18 protein-coding genes, 1 tRNA gene and 1 pseudogene are annotated in these 23,119 nt (G+C 54.4%); 14 read left to right on the top strand and 6 right to left on the bottom strand.

Features of this window, described 5'->3' with window-relative positions:
• From IE156_RS18245 to rpoC, 10 genes are all read left to right on the top strand, one after another.
• The coding region (locus IE156_RS18245; protein ID WP_268248127.1) for an EF-Tu C-terminal domain-related protein at positions 1 to 516 on the top strand (516 nt) is incomplete at its 5' end.
• Positions 517 to 611: 95 nt separating this feature from the next.
• Positions 612 to 687: transfer RNA gene (locus IE156_RS18240), tRNA-Trp, on the top strand.
• A 45-nt stretch (positions 688 to 732) separates the two neighbouring features.
• Positions 733 to 1,113, top strand: coding sequence for a preprotein translocase subunit SecE (gene secE, locus IE156_RS18235; RefSeq protein WP_009464327.1), 381 nt, complete (start codon positions 733 to 735; stop codon positions 1,111 to 1,113).
• Between the two features lie 9 nt (positions 1,114 to 1,122).
• On the top strand, positions 1,123 to 1,656 hold the full coding sequence (gene nusG / locus IE156_RS18230; RefSeq protein ID WP_009464325.1) for a transcription termination/antitermination protein NusG: 534 nt from the start codon (positions 1,123 to 1,125) through the stop codon (positions 1,654 to 1,656).
• A 67-nt stretch (positions 1,657 to 1,723) separates the two neighbouring features.
• The gene (rplK, locus tag IE156_RS18225) at positions 1,724 to 2,158 is read left to right on the top strand and encodes a 50S ribosomal protein L11 (RefSeq protein WP_009464323.1); all 435 of its coding nucleotides are present in this window, start codon (positions 1,724 to 1,726) and stop codon (positions 2,156 to 2,158) included.
• A gap of 3 nt (positions 2,159 to 2,161) precedes the next feature.
• Positions 2,162 to 2,857, top strand: a complete 696-nt coding sequence (gene rplA, locus IE156_RS18220) for a 50S ribosomal protein L1 (protein ID WP_189394095.1) — start codon at positions 2,162 to 2,164, stop codon at positions 2,855 to 2,857.
• A 232-nt stretch (positions 2,858 to 3,089) separates the two neighbouring features.
• Entirely contained in the window at positions 3,090 to 3,614 is a 525-nt protein-coding gene (gene rplJ / locus IE156_RS18215; protein ID WP_189394094.1) for a 50S ribosomal protein L10, read from the top strand.
• Between the two features lie 78 nt (positions 3,615 to 3,692).
• Entirely contained in the window at positions 3,693 to 4,067 is a 375-nt protein-coding gene (rplL, locus tag IE156_RS18210) for a 50S ribosomal protein L7/L12 (protein WP_189394093.1), read from the top strand.
• Positions 4,068 to 4,229: 162 nt separating this feature from the next.
• Positions 4,230 to 8,342, top strand: coding sequence for a DNA-directed RNA polymerase subunit beta (gene rpoB / locus IE156_RS18205; RefSeq protein WP_189394091.1), 4,113 nt, complete (start codon positions 4,230 to 4,232; stop codon positions 8,340 to 8,342).
• Positions 8,342 to 12,601 (top strand): DNA-directed RNA polymerase subunit beta', encoded by a 4,260-nt coding sequence (gene rpoC / locus IE156_RS18200; RefSeq protein ID WP_189394089.1) that lies wholly within the window; start codon positions 8,342 to 8,344, stop codon positions 12,599 to 12,601. Before rpoB ends, rpoC begins: the two co-directional genes overlap by 1 nt.
• A gap of 151 nt (positions 12,602 to 12,752) precedes the next feature.
• Here rpoC and azu read toward each other — a convergent pair whose 3' ends face one another.
• From azu to IE156_RS18170, 6 genes are all read right to left on the bottom strand, one after another.
• On the bottom strand, positions 12,753 to 13,199 hold the full coding sequence (azu, locus tag IE156_RS18195) for an azurin (protein ID WP_189394087.1): 447 nt from the start codon (positions 13,197 to 13,199) through the stop codon (positions 12,753 to 12,755).
• Positions 13,200 to 13,452: 253 nt separating this feature from the next.
• Positions 13,453 to 14,088, bottom strand: coding sequence for a LysE family translocator (locus IE156_RS18190; RefSeq protein ID WP_189394085.1), 636 nt, complete (start codon positions 14,086 to 14,088; stop codon positions 13,453 to 13,455).
• Between the two features lie 94 nt (positions 14,089 to 14,182).
• Positions 14,183 to 14,977 (bottom strand): helix-turn-helix domain-containing protein, encoded by a 795-nt coding sequence (locus IE156_RS18185; RefSeq protein WP_189394083.1) that lies wholly within the window; start codon positions 14,975 to 14,977, stop codon positions 14,183 to 14,185.
• The gene (locus IE156_RS18180; RefSeq protein ID WP_189394081.1) at positions 14,967 to 16,934 is read right to left on the bottom strand and encodes a CHASE2 domain-containing protein; all 1,968 of its coding nucleotides are present in this window, start codon (positions 16,932 to 16,934) and stop codon (positions 14,967 to 14,969) included. The genes IE156_RS18185 and IE156_RS18180 overlap by 11 nt, the downstream gene beginning before the upstream one ends.
• A 19-nt stretch (positions 16,935 to 16,953) precedes the next feature.
• Positions 16,954 to 18,045: a FecR family protein gene (locus tag IE156_RS18175; protein ID WP_189394080.1), complete on the bottom strand. Its 1,092-nt coding sequence runs from the start codon at positions 18,043 to 18,045 to the stop codon at positions 16,954 to 16,956.
• Between the two features lie 6 nt (positions 18,046 to 18,051).
• Entirely contained in the window at positions 18,052 to 18,756 is a 705-nt protein-coding gene (locus IE156_RS18170) for a response regulator transcription factor (protein ID WP_189394078.1), read from the bottom strand.
• 421 nt (positions 18,757 to 19,177) lie between these two features.
• Here IE156_RS18170 and rpsL point away from each other — a divergent pair.
• The 4 genes and pseudogenes from rpsL to IE156_RS18150 all read left to right on the top strand — a co-directional run.
• A pseudogene (gene rpsL / locus IE156_RS18165) lies at positions 19,178 to 19,511 on the top strand (30S ribosomal protein S12).
• 139 nt (positions 19,512 to 19,650) lie between these two features.
• Positions 19,651 to 20,121: a 30S ribosomal protein S7 gene (gene rpsG, locus IE156_RS18160; RefSeq protein WP_189394076.1), complete on the top strand. Its 471-nt coding sequence runs from the start codon at positions 19,651 to 19,653 to the stop codon at positions 20,119 to 20,121.
• A gap of 17 nt (positions 20,122 to 20,138) precedes the next feature.
• The gene (fusA, locus tag IE156_RS18155; RefSeq protein ID WP_189394074.1) at positions 20,139 to 22,241 is read left to right on the top strand and encodes an elongation factor G; all 2,103 of its coding nucleotides are present in this window, start codon (positions 20,139 to 20,141) and stop codon (positions 22,239 to 22,241) included.
• Between the two features lie 77 nt (positions 22,242 to 22,318).
• Positions 22,319 to 23,119 (top strand): elongation factor Tu (locus tag IE156_RS18150; protein ID WP_189394072.1); only part of this gene is annotated, 801 nt, incomplete at its 3' end.

Raw genomic sequence — 23,119 nt, 5'->3', positions numbered from 1 at the left:
CGTGGTACGGTTGTGACCGGTCGTATTGAGCGCGGTATCGTTAAAGTCGGCGAAGAAATCGAAATCGTGGGTATCAAAGACACGGTCAAGACTATTTGTACCGGCGTTGAAATGTTCCGCAAATTGCTGGACCAAGGCGAAGCTGGCGATAACGTCGGTCTGTTGCTGCGTGGTACCAAGCGTGAAGACGTTGAGCGTGGTCAAGTTCTGGCCAAGCCCGGCTCGATCAAGCCACACACAGACTTCGACGCCGAAGTGTACATTCTGTCCAAAGAAGAAGGTGGTCGTCACACTCCTTTCTTCAAGGGCTACCGTCCTCAGTTCTACTTCCGTACGACTGACGTGACCGGTACGATCGAATTGCCAGAAGACAAAGAAATGGTTCTGCCAGGCGACAACATCTCGATGAAAGTGTCCCTGATCGCTCCTATCGCCATGGAAGAAGGTCTGCGCTTCGCTATTCGCGAAGGCGGCCGTACCGTTGGCGCTGGTGTAGTAGCCAAGATCCTGAAGTAAAAAAAGAGTAGTAATTTTAGGCAAAAAAGGTTATTATCCTTTTTTGCCTAAAAGCCAAGCGTAGCAAAGTAACGCGCTACGATTTGTCAAGGTATAGGGGTATAGCTCAATTGGCAGAGCGTCGGTCTCCAAAACCGAAGGTTGAGGGTTCGATTCCTTCTGCCCCTGCCACCACAGTCACTCGCCACCACCTCGCGTGGCGTCACTCGTCGGAATATGTCGAATACCAACGTAGAAACCGTTAACCGAGGTTCCGAGCGAATCAAGCTGGGCCTAGCGGTCCTAGTCGTCGCCGCCGGTATTGTTGGCTATTCCGTCCTGGATGGCCAAAATTCACTGGTTCGCGCTGGGGTATTTGTTGCCAGCCTAATCGTCGCCGTATTGATCATTTGGTTTAGCGATACAGGCCGCCGCCTGGTCGCTTTTTCGCGTGATGCCTACACGGAAGTACGTCGCGTTCACTGGCCATCCCGTAAAGAAGCAACGCAAATGACAGGTATTGTCTTTGTGTTTGTTGCCGTTATGGCCATCTTGTTGTGGCTGATTGACAAAGGGCTCGGCTGGATCATTTATGGCCTGTTGCTGGGCTGGAAATAAAGGGCACACATGAGCAAACGCTGGTATGTGGTTCACGTTTATTCCGGCATGGAAAAAAGCGTGCACAAAGCTCTGGTGGAGCGCATTGAACGCGCTGATCTCCAAGAAGCGTTTGGTCGCATTCTGGTTCCATCGGAAGAAGTCGTTGAAGTAAAGAACGGCAAGAAATCAATTACAGAGCGACGTATTTACCCCGGTTACGTCTTGGTCGAGATGGCTTTGACCGACGAAACCTGGCACTTGGTAAAAAGTACGCCGCGCGTTACTGGCTTTTTGGGTGGTTCTGGTAACCGTCCTGCTCCTATCTCCGAGCGCGAAGTGGAAAAAATCCTGTCGCAAATGGAAGAGGGCGTTGAGAAGCCACGGCACAAAGTGCTGTTTGAGGTGGGTGAGCTGGTACGCGTCAAAGACGGTCCGTTCGCAGACTTCAATGGTAACGTTGAAGAAGTTAACTACGAGAAAAACAAGGTTCGTGTCACCGTTACTATTTTCGGCCGCGCCACCCCTGTTGAACTCGATTTCGATCAAGTCGAAAAGACCTGATTAATTACAAACCCCGGGAAGCCTGTCACCTTATGTGCCAGGCGTCATCACCCGCAAGGAGCTAAGCATGGCGAAAAAAATCGTCGGCTTTATCAAGCTGCAAGTACCAGCTGGTAAGGCAAATCCATCCCCTCCAATCGGTCCAGCGCTGGGTCAGCGCGGTCTGAACATCATGGAATTCTGCAAGGCGTTTAACGCCCAGACACAGGGTCTGGAACCCGGTCTGCCAATTCCTGTGGTGATCACCGCTTTTGCCGACAAGAGCTTCACGTTCATCATGAAGACTCCTCCGGCAACCATCCTGATCAAAAAGGCTGCTGGCATCAAATCCGGTTCTGCTCGTCCTAACGTGGATAAAGTCGGTACGCTGACCCGCGCTCAGGCTGAAGAAATCGCCAAGACCAAACAACCCGACCTGACCGCCGCCGATCTGGACGCTGCTGTGCGTACCATCGCTGGTAGCGCTCGCAGCATGGGCATCAACGTTGAAGGGGTGGTGTAAGTCATGGCTAAAGTAAGCAAACGCGCAGCCGCTATTGCTGCCAAGATCGACCGCAACAAGTTCTACCCAGTGGCCGAAGCGTTGGCCCTGGTGAAAGATACTGCCACTGCCAAGTTCGACGAATCTATCGATATCGCTGTTCAGCTGGGCATTGATCCTCGTAAGTCCGACCAACTGGTCCGTGGCTCGGTGGTTCTGCCTGCTGGTACCGGCAAATCCGTGCGTGTTGCCGTTTTCGCCCAAGGCGAAAAAGCCGACGCTGCTCGCGAAGCAGGTGCTGACATCGTTGGTCTGGACGATCTGGCAGAGCAAATCAAAGCCGGTCAAATGGACTTTGACGTTGTGATTGCCTCGCCCGACACAATGCGTGTTGTTGGTACCCTGGGTCAGGTTCTGGGCCCACGTGGCCTGATGCCAAACCCCAAGGTTGGTACTGTGACTCCTGACGTTGCTACGGCCGTTAAAAACGCCAAAGCTGGTCAAGTTCAATACCGTACTGACAAGGCCGGTATCATTCACAGCACCATTGGTCGCGCTTCGTTCAACATTGAACAGCTGCAATCCAACCTGGTTGCCCTGGTTGACGCCTTGAACAAGGCTCGCCCAGCTGCTTCCAAGGGTGTTTACCTGCGCAAGATCGCCGTGTCCTCCACCATGGGTGGCGGTGCGCGTGTTGAGATTGCCTCTCTGACTGCTTAATAAGCAGTTAGGAAAAAAGAACTTTGGGCTGTGATCCTGTTTACAGGGTCGCTGCTGTCAAAGACCGCTGGAGTACCTAGGCTGGCATAGCTATGTACTTAATCGGGACTGAAAAGCCCCATCCAGCGTAGACGGCGCCCGTGGAAGAATTCGTTATAGAACTCGTCCAGGTGCGCCGCATTCGGTTGATGTTGGGAAGCCTTCCCGACATCGTTTGAAGGAGTGTTCAACCGTGAGTCTCAATCGTGAAGAGAAAGCGGTAGTCATCGAAGAAGTCACTGCCCAACTGGCAAAGGCCCAATCGATCATTATCGCCGAGTACCGTGGTCTGGACGTCGCTTCTGCTACCGTATTGCGCAAAAAAGCGCGTGAGTCTGGCGTCTACCTGCGTGTTATGAAAAACACGCTCGTTCGTCGTTCGCTGGAAGGTACATCGTTTGATGCTCTTTCCAGCCAGCTCGTGGGTCCCCTGATGTACGCCATCAGTGAAGATCCCGTGACTGCGGCGAAAGTGGTTGCAGATTTTGCCAAGACCAACGACAAGTTGGTCATTATGGGCGGTGCGCTGCCCAATAGCGTTCTGAATGCTGATGGTGTTAAGGCTCTAGCCACAATGCCCTCGCGCGACGAATTGCTGGCGAAACTGCTGGGCACCATGCAAGCACCTATCGCTACTTTTGTGCGTACGCTTAACGAAGTTCCCACCAAGTTTGTTCGCGGCCTGGCGGCTGTGCGCGATCAGAAAGAAGCTGCGTAAGCAGTTTTCCTTCAGGAAACTTCGTCGTTGCGAACGACATCCAAACCTGGCATTTACCTAATATCTGGAGTTCTTAAAATGGCTACTAAAGCTGAAATCCTTGACGCCGTTGGCGCAATGTCCGTGCTCGAACTGTCCGAGCTGATCAAAGAAATGGAAGAAAAATTCGGCGTGTCGGCTGCTGCCGCTGCTGTTGCCGTGGCTGCTCCTGCTGCCGCTGGTGCTGCTGCTGCTGAAGAGCAAACCGAATTCACCGTGTTCTTGGCTGAAGTTGGCGCAAACAAAGTTAGCGTCATTAAAGTCGTGCGCGAAATCACCGGTCTGGGCCTGAAAGAAGCCAAAGATCTGGTTGACGGTGCTCCTAAGGCCGTTAAAGAAGGCTTGTCCAAAGCTGATGCTGAAGACGCTCAGAAGAAGCTGGAAGAAGCTGGCGCCAAGATCGAGCTCAAGTAAGAGTATCGATAGATGCCCGGGAATGCGTTTCAAGCCTTCCCGGGCTTTTGCGTTTCCAGAAAACCCATGATTTTTAATTAGTATTGTAGAAAGTCGGGTTTTTTAGAGTCGTAAACCAGGGCCGTGGTTGACGGTCCGTGTAACCCTTGAGTCGGAGTGCTCATGCCTTATTCGTACACCGAAAAAAAGCGCATACGCAAGAGCTTCGCCAAACGTGAAGACGTACAGCAGGTTCCTTACCTGTTGGCTACCCAGCTGCATTCTTTCAGAACCTTCTTGCAGAAGGACACGCTGCCTTCTCAGCGTAAGGTTGAAGGCTTGCAGGAAGCTTTCAGTTCCATATTTCCAATAGTAAGCCATAACCAAATGGCGCGGCTAGAGTTCGTGAGCTATACGCTCGGCGAGCCGGTGTTCGACGTCAAAGAGTGTCAACTTCGTGGTTTGACCTATGCCTCCCCCTTACGGGCGAAGGTTCGTCTGGTCCTCATGGACCGCGAGGTGAGCAAGCCTACCGTCAAGGAAGTAAAAGAGCAAGAAGTCTACATGGGCGAAATGCCCCTGATGACTGATAACGGCTCTTTTGTGATTAACGGTACCGAACGAGTCATCGTTTCCCAGCTGCACCGTTCCCCGGGTGTGTTCTTTGAACACGACCGCGGTAAAACGCACAGTTCGGGCAAGTTGCTGTTCTCGGCGCGCGTGATTCCTTACCGTGGTTCCTGGCTGGACTTCGAGTTCGATCCTAAGGACATTCTGTTCTTCCGTATCGACCGTCGTCGCAAAATGCCGGTAACTATCTTGCTAAAGGCCATTGGCCTGACGCCAGAACAGATCCTGGCCCACTTCTTCGAGTTCGATCACATCGAACTGCACCAAGAAGGTGGCAAGCTGCAATTCGTTCCAGAACACTGGAAGGGCGAGGTTGCCCGTTTCGACATTACCGACCGTGATGGTCGTGTACTGGTTGAAAAGGACAAGCGCATCAATGCCAAGCATTTGCGTGACCTGCAAGCAGCCAAGATCGAATACATCTCTATCCCGGAAGACTTCCTTCTGGGCCGTGTGCTGGCCAAGAACATCATCAACGCCGACACCGGCGAAGTGATCGCCAACGCCAACGACGAAATTACCGAATCCATTCTGGCCGAAATGCGCGTGGGCAATGTGCGCGATTTCGAGACCCTGTACATCAATGAACTGGATCAGGGCGGCTTTATCTCCCTGACTCTGCGCACCGATGAAACAGCGGATTCCAATGCTGCTCGTGTCGCGATTTATCGCATGATGCGTCCCGGCGAGCCACCAACCGAAGAAGCGGTTGAGGCACTGTTCAACCGTCTGTTCTACAGCGAAGAGTCCTACGACTTGTCGCGCGTGGGTCGCATGAAGGTAAACAGCCGTCTGGGCCGTGGTGACAGCATTGAAGGTCCCATGACCCTGACCGACGAAGACATCCTGGACACCATTCAGGTGCTGGTGAGTCTGCGTAACGGCCGCGGTCAGATCGATGATATCGATCACTTGGGTAACCGTCGTGTTCGTTGCGTGGGTGAATTGGCCGAAAACCAATTCCGTGCCGGTCTGGTGCGTGTGGAACGTGCGGTCAAGGAACGTCTGGGCCAAGCCGAGACCGAAAACTTGATGCCGCACGATCTGATCAACTCCAAGCCCATCTCTGCGGCTGTTAAGGAGTTCTTCGGTTCCAGCCAGCTGTCGCAGTTTATGGACCAAACCAACCCGCTGTCCGAAATCACGCACAAGCGTCGTGTTTCGGCTCTGGGCCCTGGTGGTCTGACACGTGAACGTGCGGGCTTTGAGGTGCGCGACGTGCACCCCACCCACTACGGCCGTGTTTGCCCGATTGAAACGCCTGAAGGTCCAAACATTGGTCTGATCAACTCCATGGCGCTGTACGCTCGTTTGAACGAGTACGGTTTCCTGGAAACGCCTTACCGCAAGATTGTTGAAGGTAAGGTTAGTGAACAGATTGATTACCTGTCGGCGATTGAAGAAAGCAATTACGTTATCGCTCAGGCTAACGCCGAGCTGACCGAAGACGGTGCTTTTGCAGACGATCTGGTTGCCTGCCGTGAAGCTGGCGAAACCATGATGACTGCGCCAGAGAACGTTCATTACATGGACGTGGCTCCTTCGCAGATCGTGTCTGTGGCTGCTTCGCTGATTCCATTCCTGGAACACGATGACGCCAACCGAGCATTGATGGGCGCCAACATGCAGCGTCAGGCAGTTCCTTGCCTGCGCCCTGAGAAGCCCCTGGTCGGTACGGGTATCGAACGTACAGTGGCCGTTGACTCGGGTACCACCGTGCAGGCCCGTCGTGGCGGTGTGATTGTGGACGTTGACGCTCAGCGCGTCGTTATTCGCGTGCACGATGACGAGAACGTGGCTGGCGAGGTCGGTGTAGATATCTACAACATGACCAAGTACACCCGTTCTAACCAGAACACCAACATCAACCAGCGTCCTATCGTCAAACGTGGCGATATCGTTGCGCGTGGTGACGTGCTGGCTGACGGCGCATCGACCGACCTGGGCGAATTGGCTCTGGGTCAGAACATGCTGATCGCCTTTATGCCCTGGAACGGCTACAACTTCGAGGATTCGATTCTGATCTCCGAGAAGGTCGTGGCTGACGATCGCTACACTTCGGTTCACATCGAAGAGTTGACGGTTGTTGCCCGTGACACGAAGCTGGGACCTGAGGACATCACCCGCGACATCAGCAATCTGTCCGAAGTTCAGCTGAACCGTCTGGATGATTCTGGCATTGTTTACATCGGCGCTGAAGTGCGTGCTGACGACGTGCTGGTCGGTAAAGTGACACCTAAGGGTGAAACTCAACTGACGCCAGAAGAAAAGCTGCTGCGCGCCATTTTTGGTGAAAAAGCCTCTGACGTTAAAGACACCTCGCTGCGCGTGCCTTCGGGCATGGTCGGCACGGTGATCGACGTTCAAGTCTTTACCCGTGAAGGTATTGATCGCGATAAGCGTGCCCAGTCCATCATTGATGATGAACTGCGTCGCTACCGTCAGGACCTGAACGATCAGCTGCAAATCGTTGAAGACGACGCCTTTGACCGTGCCTTGAAGTTCCTGGTCGGCAAAACCGTCAATGGTGGTCCACGCAAGCTGCCCAAGGGCACCGAGCTGGCCGCTGACTACCTGAACGATCTGGATCGCTGGCAGTGGTTCGACATCCGTTTGGCTGACGAGCAACACGCACTGGTGCTGGAGCACACCAAGGAATCCTTGGAGCAAAAGCGTCACCAGTTCGATCTGGCCTTTGAAGAAAAGCGCAAGAAGCTTACCCAAGGTGATGAACTGCCTCCTGGCGTGCTGAAGATGGTCAAGGTTTACCTGGCCGTTAAGCGTCGCTTGCAGCCGGGTGACAAGATGGCTGGCCGTCACGGTAACAAGGGTGTGGTTTCCCGCATCGTTCCCGTAGAAGACATGCCACACATGGCTGACGGTACGCCTGTAGACATCGTTCTGAACCCGCTGGGCGTGCCCTCGCGGATGAACGTGGGGCAGGTGCTGGAAGTTCACTTGGGCTGGGCTGCCAAGGGTATTGGCCATCGCATCAATGACATGATGCAAGAGGAAAAGAACGTACAGGTTTCCGAACTGCGTGCGTACTTGGACAAGGTCTACAACACTGCCGGCAAGAAAACTCGTATCAGCGAGTTGACTGACGACGAAGTGATGAACATGGCCACGAACTTGCAAAAAGGTCTGCCATTGGCGACTCCCGTGTTCGACGGCGCAACCGAGCAGGAAATCGACCAGATGTTGTGTCTGGCCTATCCTGACGATATCGCCGAGAAGCTGCAGCTGGCACCACACCGCACCCAGGTTCGCCTGTTTGACGGTCGTACCGGTGAAGCCTTCGAGCGTATGGTCACCGTCGGCTATATGCACTACCTGAAGCTGCATCACTTGGTTGATGACAAGATGCACGCTCGCTCTACCGGCCCATACTCGCTAGTTACTCAGCAGCCGCTGGGTGGTAAGGCGCAGTTCGGTGGTCAGCGTTTCGGGGAGATGGAAGTTTGGGCGCTGGAAGCGTATGGCGCCGCCTACACCCTGCAGGAAATGCTCACGGTCAAGTCCGATGACATCGCCGGCCGTACCAAGGTCTACGAGAACATTGTCAAGGGTGATCACGTGATCGACGCCGGTATGCCGGAGTCCTTTAACGTTCTGGTCAAGGAAATTCGTTCCTTGTCCCTGGACATGGATTTGGAGCGTAAATAATGAAAGCGCTACTCGATCTCTTTAAGCAAGTCACTCAGGACGAGCAGTTCGATGCCATCAAGATCGGCATCGCCTCGCCCGAGAAAATCCGGTCCTGGTCTTTCGGAGAAGTCCGCAAGCCAGAGACCATCAACTATCGCACGTTCAAACCTGAGCGCGATGGTCTGTTTTGCGCCAAGATTTTTGGTCCTATCAAGGACTACGAATGTTTGTGCGGAAAATACAAGCGCCTGAAGCACCGTGGCGTCATCTGCGAGAAGTGTGGCGTTGAAGTCACCGTCTCCAAGGTGCGTCGCGAGCGTATGGGTCATATCGAACTGGCTTGCCCGGTTGCCCACATCTGGTTCCTGAAGAGCCTGCCATCCCGTTTGGGGATGGTGCTGGATATGACACTGCGTGACATCGAGCGCGTGCTGTATTTTGAAGCCTGGTGCGTGATCGAACCTGGTATGACCCCGCTCAAGCGTGGTCAGATCATGTCCGACGACGACTTCCTGGCCAAGACAGAAGAATACGGTGACGATTTCCACGCCCTGATGGGCGCGGAAGCTGTGCGCGAATTGCTGCGTACGATCGACATTGATCGCGAAGTCGAGCGCCTGCGTGCTGAACTGAAAGCCACTGGCTCGGATGCCAAGATCAAGAAGATCTCCAAGCGTCTGAAAGTGCTGGAAGGCTTCCAGAAATCCGGCATCAAGCCAGACTGGATGATCATGGAAGTGCTGCCCGTGTTGCCACCGGACCTGCGTCCGTTGGTACCACTGGACGGCGGCCGTTTCGCCACTTCTGACCTGAACGATCTGTACCGTCGCGTTATCAACCGTAATAACCGTTTGAAGCGTCTGTTGGAACTGAAGGCTCCGGACATCATCTTGCGCAACGAGAAACGTATGCTGCAAGAGTCCGTGGACTCCTTGTTGGATAACGGTCGTCGCGGTAAAGCCATGACCGGCGCCAACAAGCGTCAGCTGAAGTCCTTGGCCGATATGATCAAGGGTAAGAGCGGTCGTTTCCGTCAGAACTTGCTGGGCAAGCGCGTGGACTACTCCGGTCGTTCCGTGATTGTGGTGGGTCCTCAGTTGAAGCTGCACCAGTGTGGTCTGCCTAAACTGATGGCGCTGGAACTGTTCAAGCCCTTCATCTTCAACCGTCTGGAATTGATGGGTCTGGCTACGACCATCAAGGCAGCCAAGAAGTTGGTGGAAAGCCAGGAACCGGTGGTGTGGGACATTCTCGAAGAGGTGATCCGCGAACATCCGGTCATGCTGAACCGTGCGCCTACGCTGCACCGTTTGGGTATTCAGGCTTTTGAACCGGTCCTGATCGAAGGTAAAGCGATTCAGCTGCACCCCCTGGTGTGTGCCGCCTTTAACGCTGACTTTGACGGTGACCAGATGGCCGTTCACGTGCCGCTGTCGCTGGAAGCCCAGTTGGAAGCGCGCACCTTGATGCTGGCCTCCAACAACGTTCTGTTCCCTGCCAACGGCGAACCGTCCATCGTTCCTTCCCAGGATATCGTGTTGGGTCTGTACTACGCGACCCGCGAACTGGTTAATGGTAAGGGCGAAGGCTTGTTCCTGGCCGACGTGGCTGAAGTTCAGCGTGCTTACGACAACAAGGAAGTTGAGCTCCAAACTCGTCTGACCGTCCGTATCGAAGAATTCGAGAAGGGCGAAGACGGTGAATGGGTCAAGACCATCAAGCGTTACGAAACGACTGCTGGCCGTGCCTTGCTGTCCGAGATTCTGCCTAAAGGCATGCCCTTCACTGCACTGAACCGTGCGTTGAAGAAAAAAGAAATCTCGCGCCTGATCAACCAGTCTTTCCGTCGCTGCGGTCTGCGTGCCACCGTGATTTTTGCGGACAAGCTGATGCAGTCTGGCTTCCGCCTGGCGACTCGTGGTGGTATTTCCATCGCCATGAACGACATGGTTGTGCCTGCCGTCAAGGAAAGCATCCTGGCTCAGGCTAGCAACGAAGTTAAAGAAATTGACAAGCAATACTCGTCCGGTCTGGTGACCGCTCAGGAACGCTACAACAACGTAGTGGATATCTGGGGCAAAGCCGGTGACCGCGTGGGTAAGGCCATGATGGAGCAGCTGGCTTCCGAGCCAGTGACCAACCGTTTTGGTGAAGAAGTGCGTCAAGAGTCCTTCAACTCCATCTACATGATGGCGGACTCCGGTGCTCGTGGTTCGGCCGCGCAGATTCGTCAGCTGGCTGGTATGCGTGGTTTGATGGCCAAGCCTGATGGCTCCATTATTGAAACGCCTATTACTGCGAACTTCCGTGAAGGTCTGAACGTACTTCAGTACTTTATTTCGACTCACGGTGCTCGTAAGGGTCTGGCCGATACGGCGTTGAAGACGGCTAACTCCGGTTACCTGACTCGTCGTCTGGTCGACGTGACTCAAGACTTGGTCATCACCGAAGACGATTGCGGTACCAAGGGCGGCTACACCATGAAAGCCATCTTGGATGGCGGTGAGGTGATCGAGCCCCTGCGCGAGTTGATTCTGGGCCGTGTGGCTGCAATCGACATCATCAATCCAGAAAGTCAGGAACTGGTTATCCCCGCCGGCACATTGCTGCACGAGGACCTGGTTGATCTGATCGACAACCTGGGCATTGATGAAGTCAAGATCCGCACGCCGCTGACTTGCGAAACCCGTCATGGCTTGTGCGCAAGCTGCTACGGTCGCGATCTGGGTCGTGGTGTCTTGGTTAACCGTGGTGAAGCGATCGGTGTTATCGCCGCTCAGTCTATCGGTGAACCAGGCACGCAGCTGACCATGCGTACGTTCCACATTGGTGGTGCGGCGTCGCGTGCAGCGTTGGCAAGCTCGGTTGAGACCAAAACAGCTGGTACGATCGGTTTTGAAATCGGTCTGCGCTATGTGACCAACACTAAGGGCGAGCGTGTAGCGATCTCCCGTTCCGGTGAAATCGTCATTTTTGACGACAACCGCCGCGAGCGCGAACGCCACAAAGTGCCTTACGGTGCCACCATTACGGTGGGCGATGGCGAGGTCATCAAGGCTGGCCAACGTCTGGCAAGCTGGGATCCGCTGACCCGTCCTATCGTGTCCGAGTACACCGGTACGGTTCGCTTCGAGAATATCGAAGAGGGCGCAACCGTGGCTCGTCAGGTGGACGATGTTACCGGTCTGTCGACTCTGGTTGTGATCACTCCCAAGACGCGTGGCGGCAAGATCCTCATGCGTCCTCAGATCAAGCTGCTGAACGAGCAAGGTCATGAGATCAAGATCGCGGGTACTGACCACATGGTCAATATCTCCTTCCCAGTGGGCGCACTGATTACCGTTCGCGATGGTCAGCAAGTGTCCGTGGGTGAGATTCTGGCGCGTATTCCTCAAGAATCGCAAAAGACGCGGGATATTACCGGTGGTCTGCCACGTGTGGCTGAACTGTTCGAAGCTCGTTCACCCAAAGACGCCGGCCTGTTGGCTGAAGTTACGGGTACGGTTTCCTTCGGTAAGGACACCAAGGGCAAGCAGCGTCTGGTCATTACCGATCTGGACGGCGTCAGCCACGAGTTCCTGATTCCGAAAGAGAAGCAGGTTCTGGCTCACGACGGTCAAGTGGTGAACAAGGGCGAGATGATTGTGGACGGCCCAGCTGATCCGCACGACATCCTGCGCTTGAAGGGTATCGAGAAGCTGGCGAACTACATTGTTAACGAAGTGCAAGACGTTTACCGTCTGCAAGGTGTGAAGATCAACGACAAGCACATTGAAGTGATTGTTCGTCAGATGCTGCGCCGCGTGAACATTGTGGATGCTGGTGATGCCAACTTCATCACGGGTGAACAGGTTGAACGCTCCGAACTGTTGAACGAGAACGATCGCGTCTTGGCTGAAAACGGTATTCCCGCTACGTACGAAAACGTGCTGCTGGGTATTACCAAGGCCTCGCTGTCGACCGACTCCTTCATCTCGGCGGCTTCCTTCCAGGAAACCACCCGCGTGTTGACCGAAGCGGCCATCATGGGCAAAACCGACGATCTGCGTGGTCTGAAAGAAAACGTGATTGTTGGCCGTCTGATTCCCGCCGGTACCGGTATGGCTTTCCATGCTGCCCGTCGTGAAAAAGAAGCCTTTGAAGTGGCAGAGCGCAAAGCAGCCCGTGAATTGGAAAACCCGTTCGCATCGGCGCCTGAGCCTTCGGAAGATCCAGTCTTTGTGTCTGGTGCTCCCGAGCAGGAACAACCTGAATCGCCAGCAGGCGACCAGGAATAAGCGAAGCTTTACGGCTTCCCCACCCTGGTAATACAGGGTGGTCCGATATTTCGGTAGCCTGACACTTTGGTGATCAGGCAAAAAAAATCCCCACATGGTTATGCCACGTGGGGATTTTTTATGGCCGTCTGGCGGCTATAGGCTAATCAGCTTAGCTGCCCAGCTCGATCTTGCCAGTCATGATGCTCCAGTGACCTGGGAAGGAGCAAAAGAAAGCGTAGTCTTCGCCAGCTGCCAGCTTGGACACATCAAACGTTACGGAGGTGCTTTCGCCGCCACCAACGACATCAGTGTGAGCAATAACGCGCTCGTCACCGGCTTTAACGTAGTTGTTGTCCAGACCGGCTTTCATGCCATCGGTAGCAACCGCGCTTTCATCGGATTTCTTCGAGATAACGACGTTGTGGCCCATGGCTGCTTTAGGCAGCTTGCCGGTGTGCTTCAGGTTGATCGTGAATTCCTTGCATGTCTTGTCAACAACAATGCTCTTGGTGTTGAACTGCATGGAGTCATTGCCTTCGATGGTAACGTCGCAAGCAGCAAAAGCAGGCACGCTGGCCAATCCAAGAATAGCTGTGAAAGCAAGTTTGGCAAACATTCTAGTAACTCCTCGAAAACTGACTTAAAAAAGGAACGGGACACGGGGGTGTTGTTCCGGTCTTACAGCATAGACTGTAGCGCACCCAAGGTGCTTAACAAAACGTAGACCCGGACTATTTTACCGGCTTATATTGCTCGACCCGACCCCGTAAATGATTTGTTTTCTCATCGTTTGATGTGGCTCTAACAGTTTCACTCTATCGTCTAAAGAGCTTGACGGCAGCGTAGACAAGACATTGTTTTTTTAATGTTTAGCGTCCTGGCAGGTGCTGGATTACATTGAACAGAGCCGCCGCCGCAATCAGGCAGAGCAGTAGGCCGCAGAATTGTTCGATACGAGGCAAATACTTTTGTATGCCTTGCTGCCAGTGGGGATGCCCAATCAGTACGGTGATGAACAAGTCCCAGATCAGGACTACCGAAAACATCCACAGTCCTAGTAATACGTGCATCCCGGTACTGGCATGGCTACTGGCCAATACTGAGGCCAGACTGGCATAGAACAAGGCATTTTTAGGGTTGAGTAGCCCGGACAGTAATCCCAGCAAAGCATGGTGCCACCAGCCGCCTGGGGAGGCTCCTGTAGCGCTGATTCGTTGCAAGGCCGGTTGACGGGCAGCCTGCAGGAATTTCACGCCTAAATACAGTAGATACAGTCCCCCAGCGCTTTGCAGTACTAGAAAGAGGGAGCTGCTTGGACTCATCTGGGCAAAGCCGGTTAAAGCGAGGCTGATGTAAATGCCATTGGCCAGGGCCACACCCGCACAGACACCGGTGGCTACCGGCCGTCCGTGTGCCAAGGTGCTACGTGCAATCAGGAAGAAATCAGGTCCGGGGGAAAGCAGAGCCAAAAAATGGGTGCTGGCAATCAGCAAAAACAAAGACACGGCGGTAGACCCAAGGTAAAACCGCAGTGTGACGATAGCGTAGCTTGCCGTATTGAATAAAAGTGCGCGGTAGCCTGCTAGTGGCTCTCTGGGCCTAGTTGCGGTACTGACCGGGGGTAACACCGGTGTAGTGCTTGAAAACGCGCTGAAAGTGGCTCTGGTCAGCAAAACCCAGGCGGTAGGCAATATCAGCTAACTCATCACCTTGGCGTAAAGCCTCACGGGCCAGATTCACTCGCTGGTTCAACTGCCAGCGTTGCGGTGTCAGTCCGGTATGACGCCGGAAGGCGCGGATCAGTTGATAGCGGCTAAGCCCAGCTTCCTGCGCGAGTGCTTGCAGGGGAAGGGTGGCGAAGCGGCCGTGAATCCAGTAATCCAGGGTTTGTTGTAAAGCTGGACTAGGAGGAGGAGCTGGGGACAAGGTCTGGCCCTGGCTTAGGCCGTACTGCAACAGAAATTCGATCAGTGCGGCTTCTTTATTCAGGGTGGACGCGGAAGAAAACAGAAGTGCGTTCAATTCACAGTAGGCGGCGTAAATGCGCACGTCGTTACAAACCCGGATAGGTTCTTGCAGTGGCGTCTGAGTCTCTGCACTTTCCTGCCAAAGTTGCTCCAACCAAGCGGTATCCAGATGCAGCATCTGATAGCTCCATGATTGGTCGGGCAAGGGGTTGCAGGCATGACTGCGGTAAGCAGGCACAAAGACCAGTGAGCCAGGGGCAAGTCGGACAGGGCCACCCGGTGCGCCGGTAAAGACGCTACCGCCACCATCAACAGCACCAATGGAATAGGTCGGATGACTGTGTTCCTGATAGCAGATACGGCTGTCACACGCGCGGCGGCTTTCTACATAGGGCAGGGCGGTGTCGCGCCAGAACTTAGTGCTCATCGCTCAGCTCCGCGGTGGCCAGCGTCACGATAAAGGTACAACCTTGTTCACGGCTACTGTCCAGGGTGATATCACCGCCGTGCTTATTGATCACGGTCTTCACAAAGGCCAAACCTAGGCCACTGCCAGAGGGTGCCCCAGTCGTATTCTCATGAGCCCGGTGATAGGGCTCAAAAATCGTTGCCTGATTTTCTGGTGGAATACCCCAGCCATGGTCAGTGAAGCGTACCTGTACTGTGTTTTTATCGAGTTCTACGTGTATATCAATCTGGTTAGCATCTGGCCCGTATTTGATGGCGTTCTGAATCAGGTTGGTAAAGGCGCGGCGCAGCATGGGTGCATTTCCGTTTACCCAGACCAGTTCTGAATCGATCAAATTCAGGCTGATGGCCCGTTTGCTGGCGCTGGCCCAGGCGTCATCCAGACAGTCGGCCAGCAGATCGGACAGGCTGACGGGGCTGAGCACCATTTCCATCGCTTCGGCCCGCGCCAGACTGATGAAGTTATCCACCAGATCCAGAGTTTGCTCGGCATAGCCCTCCATCTTGTGCAAAAACTGGTCCGGTGCCAGTTTGCTGTCATCCTGACGTTGCAAACTGGCCAAGGCCAGGATGGAGTTTTGCGGTGCCCGCATGTCGTGCGAGATAAAGCGTAAGGTCTCTTCGCGTTTGGTTTGAGCTTGGCGAAGCAGATTGATGGATTTGTGTAGCTGGGTAAGGCGATGGGGCAGATTGCGTGTGCTCAAGCCTGATAGCCGTTCACTAAGCGCGGCCTTGACATCGGGATACTCCAGCTTCAGCTTGTTCAGCTCTTCTGTCACTTGATTCAAGGCTGCTTCCTGGCTTCGCCAATGCCAGAGCGGGTAGGCCAGCAACACAGTAATCAGGCTGGCCAGCGGGGGAATCCACAGATTGAAACCATGCATGGCAATCCAGTTCACCAGCAAGATTCCGAACACTATTCCCATCAGGCTTAGCAGGGTGGCGCGAGGAGACAGGTAAATCAGGACTTGGCAGGCCAGCAACACAGGCAGGCAACTGGCCAGGGCAATGGCCCAGAATGGGGGGGTACGTATCCATTGATCGCTGCGTACGGCCTGCAAGGTATTAGCCAAAATTTCCACACCCGACATGCTGCTCATGCCTGCTTTGGATAGGGGGGTCGGAAAGGTGTCGCCCAGCCCGCTGCCCCAGGCACCCACCAGCACGTACTTGTCTTTGAAGAATGAGGGCGGGATGTCGCCATTCAGAACATTGAAATAAGGCACGGTCTGAAAGTGACCATTACGTCCCAGATAGGGAATATGAGGAGTGCCATATTGGCTGGAATTCAGGGCATGCAAGGCCTGATCCGTATCGCCGCCTGTCAATAGCATGGCAATTGTAAAGTGCGGCAGAACCCGGTCTGAAGGGGTGAGCTGCTGTAAGGCGACGCGGCGCACGACCCCATCGGGGTCGGGCTCTATATTGATATAGCCTGAGGCCTTGGCTGCACGGCTCAGCATGGGGATGGCGGTATGAACAATATCGCGCTGGGAGTCATAGACCAGCGGCAGTACCACCCGTCCATGTTGCTGAATGGCTTGGGCGAAGGCCAAGTCGTCATCGGGGTAGGCGGGGTTGGGTTCCTGAAACACCAGGTCTATGCCCACGGCTCGCGCCTGGCTCAGGCGACTTAATAGTTCTGCATGATTGATACGCCGCCAGGGCCAAAACCCCAGATTGGCGATACTGTGGTCGTCAATAGCGACGATCACAATGTCTTTGGGGACGGACTGGGGAAGAGCCGCCGCCATAGTGAAGTCGTAAATCAGGTTGTTCAGCCTGCCTAGTGCGAAATCATCACGCAAGGAGCTGAACAGTAAAGTCAGCAGCACCAGCAAAACCGAAACCAGATGCCACTCTTTCCGTATCCGGTCGGAGAGTAGCTTGTGGTTTCTGGGGGCCGGGCTGCTCATACCGTATGCCGTTCAGGTGTTAGAACTGAGACAACAGAATAGGGTCGCCAAAATTGCTGACTACGGCTTGGCCGTCCGAGCTGGTCAGGCTGGCCGCGCCTTCAAAACTTTCTACGGTGTCGGGACTCATCAGACCGTGGCGGTCAATTGCCCGTACGGTGACGTAGTAGGTGCCGGGGCGCGAGGCACCGAACTGAATATCGGTGTCGGTTGTGATGTCGCGGGACAGCAGTTTGGCACCTTGGGGATCTGTCGAGGTCTGGACCAGATAGGCCTGGGCACCGGGTACGGCCTGGATCGTGCTGTTCCACTGACCACCGCGGCGCTCTGGAGTGGAGATGTGCGGGGCGGGCAGCAAAGGCTCCAGCGCCAGGATATTGCCATCCGTACCAACGGCGGCACCCTGGTTCTGCTTCAGGGCGGTGGGGGTGCTGCGTTGCTGTGTTCCCAGTTCAGCGCGGCCTTCCAGCACTTCACTGTGTGCCTTACCTTGCTGGGTACGGACGCGCAATTCAGTACCGCGTACGCCGGTGATGCTGACAGGCGTGCGCACTTCAAAGCGGCCTACGCCGGTTTTTTCGGGGGAAACACGCGATTCCACATCCCCATCGTCCAGGGCGATAATCGAATCGGTCAGGCCCGTGCCTTCAAAGGCCCGCATGCGGCTGACACTCAAGGATGCCTGGGCGGGAACGCTCAGCTGGCTACCGTCTTGCAGTTCCAGAGTCAGATAGCCATTGTTGCCAGTGCGAATCAGGTCGCCTTCCTGCAAGTGGGTAGTGCCGGCACCCAGCATCTGACCGTTAACCAGAATCTGGCCAGTCTGGTGCGTAATGCGGGCGGGGGCGGGCACTTCCGGGATCATGCGAAAAGGAATGTGCAGCTCTTTGCCGATGGGCAGGCGATACGGATCGGCCACCGCATTCAGTTGCTGAATTTCGGACCAGTTACGACTTTGGCGTGTGTATGTCTGGGAAATATTGAGCAAGGTGTCGCCGGCCAGCACTTTATAGACGAAGTTCTCGCCTCGGGCACCGGAGGGTTGGGCTGACACGACGCCGCCCCAAATCAGGCCGCAGACAAGGGGCGCGGCGATACGCAATGTAATCATAGGAAATCAGCTAGGGTCGGTCAAAAGTTCAAGGCGATAGCCCAAGGCGTAGGAAGCCGTCAGGCGTACCCCGTTTTCGGGACGCAGTTGGAGTTTACGGCGGATGTTGGACAAGTGCGTGTCCAGCGTACGCGAGGTAGCAGGAATTTCTCGATTCCAGACGGCCGAGCTCAAGACATCGCGCGAGAACAGGCGGCCGGGGTTCCGAAACAGCAAAAGAGCCAGTTCAAACTCTTTGGGTGCCAGGGTGATGGTGTCGCCTTCCAGAACGATATGGCCTTGTTCGGGAAAAATATCGTAGCCAGCAAACGAAAAGCGGCTGTCCTGCGTGGTGACGGTGCCCAGATTCATGCGCCGGGTGGCGGCATTAACGCGTGCAACCAGCTCTCCCGTGCGAACAGGCTTATTAATATAGTCGTCGGCTCCGGCTTGTAGTCCCGTGACCAGATCCTCTTCCTGGGTGCGGCTGGTCAGGAAAAGAACAGGCAGGGCATGACCTAGTGTGGTGCGAACCCAACGCAGCACATCCAGGCCACTGACATCCGGCAGCTCCCAGTCCAGCAGCAATAAATCGAAATTATGTGGCTTGGCCAGAGCGGCCAACAAGTCCTTTCCTTGATGAAAGGATCGACACTCATAGCCGGCCCCGCTCAGAATCCGGGCAATCAGTTCTGCCTGGACGAGGTCGTCTTCCAGGGAAGCGATGATCATGGGTATTGTCCTTGTCGCAGAAGTGCAATAGCCCTGCAGTATAACGATATGTAGATAGCGAGTGACCAAGTGCTTCCATGCGTGTGCTGTGACAACGGGAAACTGCTGGATAGGTCTCCAAATCGTTGACCTATAAGGGTTTACTGTGGTAAATTTTAGAGCTTACTTTAAGGATCCTTTGCCGGTACACCTTGCAGTAATTTGATTGCAGCCCGGATTTTCAGGGCTGCGGGCACTTTTTAAGTGCTTGAACATCAAGCCCAAGCCATGCGCAAGACCGCTCTTTTTCGTGTTTTATGGGGAGTGGTATTGCGCAATGCCGCTTCCGGTACAGGGTTTCAAAGCCCACCAACTGGACGGCGTTTTTCAAAACACATACGTCAACCAGTACGTAAAGTACGTTATAGGATACGTAAAGGTCATGCCAACCATTAGCCAACTCGTGCGTAAACCGCGCGAAGTCAGCCGCGTTAGCAGCAAGAGCCCCGCGCTCGAGAACTGCCCACAGCGCCGCGGTGTTTGCACACGTGTTTACACCACGACCCCTAAGAAGCCTAACTCCGCTCTGCGTAAAGTCGCCAAAGTGCGCCTGACCAACGGCTTCGAAATCATTTCTGGTCGTTCTCGTCCGTGGTGGTCGTGTTAAGGATTTGCCTGGTGTTCGTTACCACATCGTTCGCGGTGCTCTTGACCTGCAAGGCGTCAAGGACCGTAAACAGTCCCGCTCCAAATACGGCGCTAAGCGTCCCAAGTAATCCATGTATCCATTGATCAGTTCACTGATCTGGATCCGTGCAACCGTGGCCTAGTGCCATGGTAGGTAAGTGGTCATTTGTCATGAATGACCGAGGCCGCAAAAAGCGGTTCAACTGAATAGTCACAAGGAAGTTAAACATGCCTCGCCGTCGCGAAGTACCCAAACGTGAAATCCTACCTGACCCAAAATTTGGCAGCGTTGAGCTGGCCAAGTTTATGAACGTGGTCATGCTGTCCGGCAAGAAAGCTGTTGCCGAACGTATTGTTTATGGCGCGCTGGAACAAATTGCGCAGAAAACCGGCAAAGATCCGCTCGAAGTGTTTAATGCTGCCATCAATAATGTAAAACCTGTTGTTGAAGTTAAGAGCCGCCGTGTTGGTGGTGCTAACTACCAGGTTCCTGTCGAAGTGCGCCCTGTCCGTCGTCTGGCTCTTGCCATGCGTTGGATGCGCGAAGCTGCTAAAAAGCGCGGCGAAAAATCGATGGACTTGCGCCTGGCCGGTGAATTGGCTGACGCGGCTGAAGGCCGTGGCGGTGCAATGAAAAAGCGTGAAGACACGCACAAGATGGCCGATGCTAACAAAGCATTCAGCCATTTCCGTTGGTAATCTGAGGACATATAATCATGGCCCGCAAAACCCCTATTCAGCGCTATCGCAACATCGGTATCTCGGCTCACATCGACGCCGGGAAAACGACCACTACCGAGCGCATCCTGTTTTACACCGGTGTGAACCACAAGCTGGGCGAAACCCACGAGGGTTCGGCCACTATGGACTGGATGGAGCAAGAGCAAGAGCGCGGGATCACCATTACCTCAGCTGCTACCACCGCTTTCTGGCGTGGTATGGCGGGCAATTACCCCGAACACCGTATCAACATCATTGATACCCCCGGCCACGTTGACTTCACTATTGAAGTTGAGCGTTCCATGCGCGTGCTTGACGGCGCTTGCATGGTTTACTGCGCGGTGGGTGGTGTTCAGCCTCAGTCCGAAACTGTATGGCGTCAAGCCAACAAGTACGGCGTACCTCGTCTGGCGTTCATCAACAAGATGGACCGTACTGGCGCTAACTTCTTCAAGGTCTACGACCAGCTCAAGCTGCGTCTGAAAGCCCATCCTGTGCCTGTCGTTATCCCGATCGGCGCTGAAGACAACTTCCAGGGTGTGGTTGACCTGATCAAGATGAAAGCAATCATCTGGGATCAAGAAAGCAACGGTGTGAAGTTTGACTACACCGACATTCCCGCCGAGCTGCAAGCTTCGGCCGAAGAATGGCGCGAGAAGATGATCGAGTCGGCTGCTGAAGCCAGCGAAGATCTGATGAACAAGTACCTGGAAAATGGTTCCCTCTCCGAAGAGGACATCAACCTGGGTCTGCGTACACGTACCATTGCCTGCGAAATTCAGCCAATGTTGTGCGGTACCGCGTTCAAGAACAAAGGTGTTCAGCGCATGCTGGACGCTGTTATCGATTACCTGCCATCGCCAGTGGATATTCCACCGGTTGAAGGTACAAGCGATGACGGTGAAGTCATTTCCCGCAAGGCAAATGACGAAGAGCCTATGTCCGCTTTGGCATTTAAGCTGATGACCGACCCTTTCGTTGGTCAGCTGACTTTCGTGCGCGTTTACTCGGGCATTCTGCGCTCGGGCGATACGGTCTACAACCCGATCAAGGGCAAAAAAGAGCGTATTGGCCGTATTTTGCAGATGCACGCAAACAACCGCGCCGAACTGAAAGAGCTGGTTGCTGGTGATATCGCTTCCGTGGTGGGCCTGAAAGACGTTACGACAGGCGAAACCTTGTGTGACATCAACCAACAGATCATTCTGGAGCGCATGGAGTTCCCAGAACCCGTGATCTCGCAGGCTGTGGAACCAAAAACCAAGTCCGACCAAGAAAAAATGGGTGTGGCTTTGTCCCGTCTGGCTCAGGAAGATCCTTCTTTCCGCGTCAGCAGCGACGAAGAATCCGGCCAGACCATTATTTCCGGTATGGGCGAGTTGCACTTGGAAGTTCTGGTTGACCGCATGCGCCGTGAATTCGGTGTAGAAGCCAACGTGGGTAAACCACAAGTGGCTTACCGCGAAACCATCCGTAAGACTTGCGACGAAATTGAAGGTAAATTCGTCAAACAGTCCGGTGGTCGTGGTCAGTACGGTCACGTGGTGCTCAAGCTCGAGCCCCTGGAGCCAGGTGGTGGCTTCCAGTTTGTCGACGCCATCAAGGGCGGTGTGGTTCCTCGCGAATACATTCCTGCTGTTGAAAAAGGTATTCGTGAAACACTGCACGCTGGTGTTGTTGCGGGTTACCCGGTGGTCGATGTCAAAGCGACGCTGTTCTTCGGTTCGTACCACGATGTGGACTCGAACGAAAACGCCTTCCGTATGGCTGCTTCGATGGCCTTTAAGGATGGTATGCGTAAGGCTGCCCCAGTTCTGCTGGAGCCGACAATGGCTGTAGAAGTCGAAACACCTGAGGATTACGCCGGTACAGTGATGGGCGACTTGTCGTCCCGTCGCGGTATGGTTCAGGGTATGGACGATATCGTTGGTGGTGGCAAGGTCATCAAGGCTGAAGTTCCTTTGGCCGAAATGTTTGGCTACTCGACCAGCCTGCGTTCGCAAACACAAGGTCGTGCCACGTACACGATGGAATTCAAGCAATATGCTGAAGCTCCAAAGAACGTAGCGGAAGAAGTGATCAGCGCTCGCGGTAAGTAATAGAAATATCAGCCCGCCTGATGGCGGGCTGCTCAACAATTTTTTTGTTTTCCTGTAAAACATAATTGGGATAAATCATGGCAAAAGGTAAGTTTGAACGGACTAAACCACACGTCAACGTCGGCACAATCGGTCACGTTGACCACGGTAAAACCACTCTGACCGCTGCAATCTGCACGGTTTTGGCTAAGGCATTCGGCGGTGAAGCGCGCGATTACTCGCAGATCGACAACGCCCCTGAAGAAAAAGCACGTGGTATCACTATCAGCACCTCGCACGTTGAGTACGAGACGCCTGCTCGCCACTACGCACACGTTGACTGCCCCGGTCACGCTGACTACGTCAAAAACATGATTACCGGTGCTGCCCAGATGGACGGCGCGATCTTGGTGTGTTCGGCCGCTGACGGTCCTATGCCCCAGACTCGTGAGCACATCTTGCTGAGCCGTCAGGTTGGCGTTCCTTACATCATCGTGTTCCTGAACAAGGCCGACATGGTGGATGACGAAGAGCTGATCGAACTGGTCGAAATGGAAGTGCGCGAGCTCTTGTCCAAGTACGACTTCCCCGGCGACGACACCCCGATCATCAAGGGTTCGGCCAAGCTGGCTCTGGAAGGCGACGAAGGCCCATTGGGCAGCCAAGCTGTTTTGGCTTTGGCCGAAGCGCTGGACAACTACATTCCTACGCCAGAGCGTGCCGTTGACGGTGCATTCTTGATGCCTGTGGAAGACGTGTTCTCGATCTCCGGCCGTGGTACGGTTGTGACCGGTCGTATTGAGCGCGGTATCGTTAAAGTCGGCGAAGAAATCGAAATCGTGGGTATCAAAGACACGGTCAAGACTATTTGTACCGGCGTTGAAATGTTCCGCAAATTG

Source organism: Alcaligenes pakistanensis (assembly GCF_014652815.1).
In the GTDB taxonomy this organism is placed as follows: Bacteria; Pseudomonadota; Gammaproteobacteria; order Burkholderiales; family Burkholderiaceae_B; genus Alcaligenes; species Alcaligenes pakistanensis.
This window is presented reverse-complemented; position numbering and strand designations above follow the sequence as displayed.

Coding starts and splice junctions, on each gene's coding strand:
- rplL (WP_189394093.1), top strand. CDS start 3,693: ATGGCTACTAAAGCTGAAATCCTTGACGCCGTTGGCGCAATGTCCGTG.
- IE156_RS18180 (WP_189394081.1), bottom strand. CDS start 16,934: ATGAGCAGCCCGGCCCCCAGAAACCACAAGCTACTCTCCGACCGGATA.
- secE (WP_009464327.1), top strand. CDS start 733: ATGTCGAATACCAACGTAGAAACCGTTAACCGAGGTTCCGAGCGAATC.
- IE156_RS18170 (WP_189394078.1), bottom strand. CDS start 18,756: ATGATCATCGCTTCCCTGGAAGACGACCTCGTCCAGGCAGAACTGATT.
- rpsG (WP_189394076.1), top strand. CDS start 19,651: ATGCCTCGCCGTCGCGAAGTACCCAAACGTGAAATCCTACCTGACCCA.
- rplK (WP_009464323.1), top strand. CDS start 1,724: ATGGCGAAAAAAATCGTCGGCTTTATCAAGCTGCAAGTACCAGCTGGT.
- rpoB (WP_189394091.1), top strand. CDS start 4,230: ATGCCTTATTCGTACACCGAAAAAAAGCGCATACGCAAGAGCTTCGCC.
- IE156_RS18175 (WP_189394080.1), bottom strand. CDS start 18,045: ATGATTACATTGCGTATCGCCGCGCCCCTTGTCTGCGGCCTGATTTGG.
- IE156_RS18185 (WP_189394083.1), bottom strand. CDS start 14,977: ATGAGCACTAAGTTCTGGCGCGACACCGCCCTGCCCTATGTAGAAAGC.
- rplA (WP_189394095.1), top strand. CDS start 2,162: ATGGCTAAAGTAAGCAAACGCGCAGCCGCTATTGCTGCCAAGATCGAC.
- fusA (WP_189394074.1), top strand. CDS start 20,139: ATGGCCCGCAAAACCCCTATTCAGCGCTATCGCAACATCGGTATCTCG.
- nusG (WP_009464325.1), top strand. CDS start 1,123: ATGAGCAAACGCTGGTATGTGGTTCACGTTTATTCCGGCATGGAAAAA.
- azu (WP_189394087.1), bottom strand. CDS start 13,199: ATGTTTGCCAAACTTGCTTTCACAGCTATTCTTGGATTGGCCAGCGTG.
- rpoC (WP_189394089.1), top strand. CDS start 8,342: ATGAAAGCGCTACTCGATCTCTTTAAGCAAGTCACTCAGGACGAGCAG.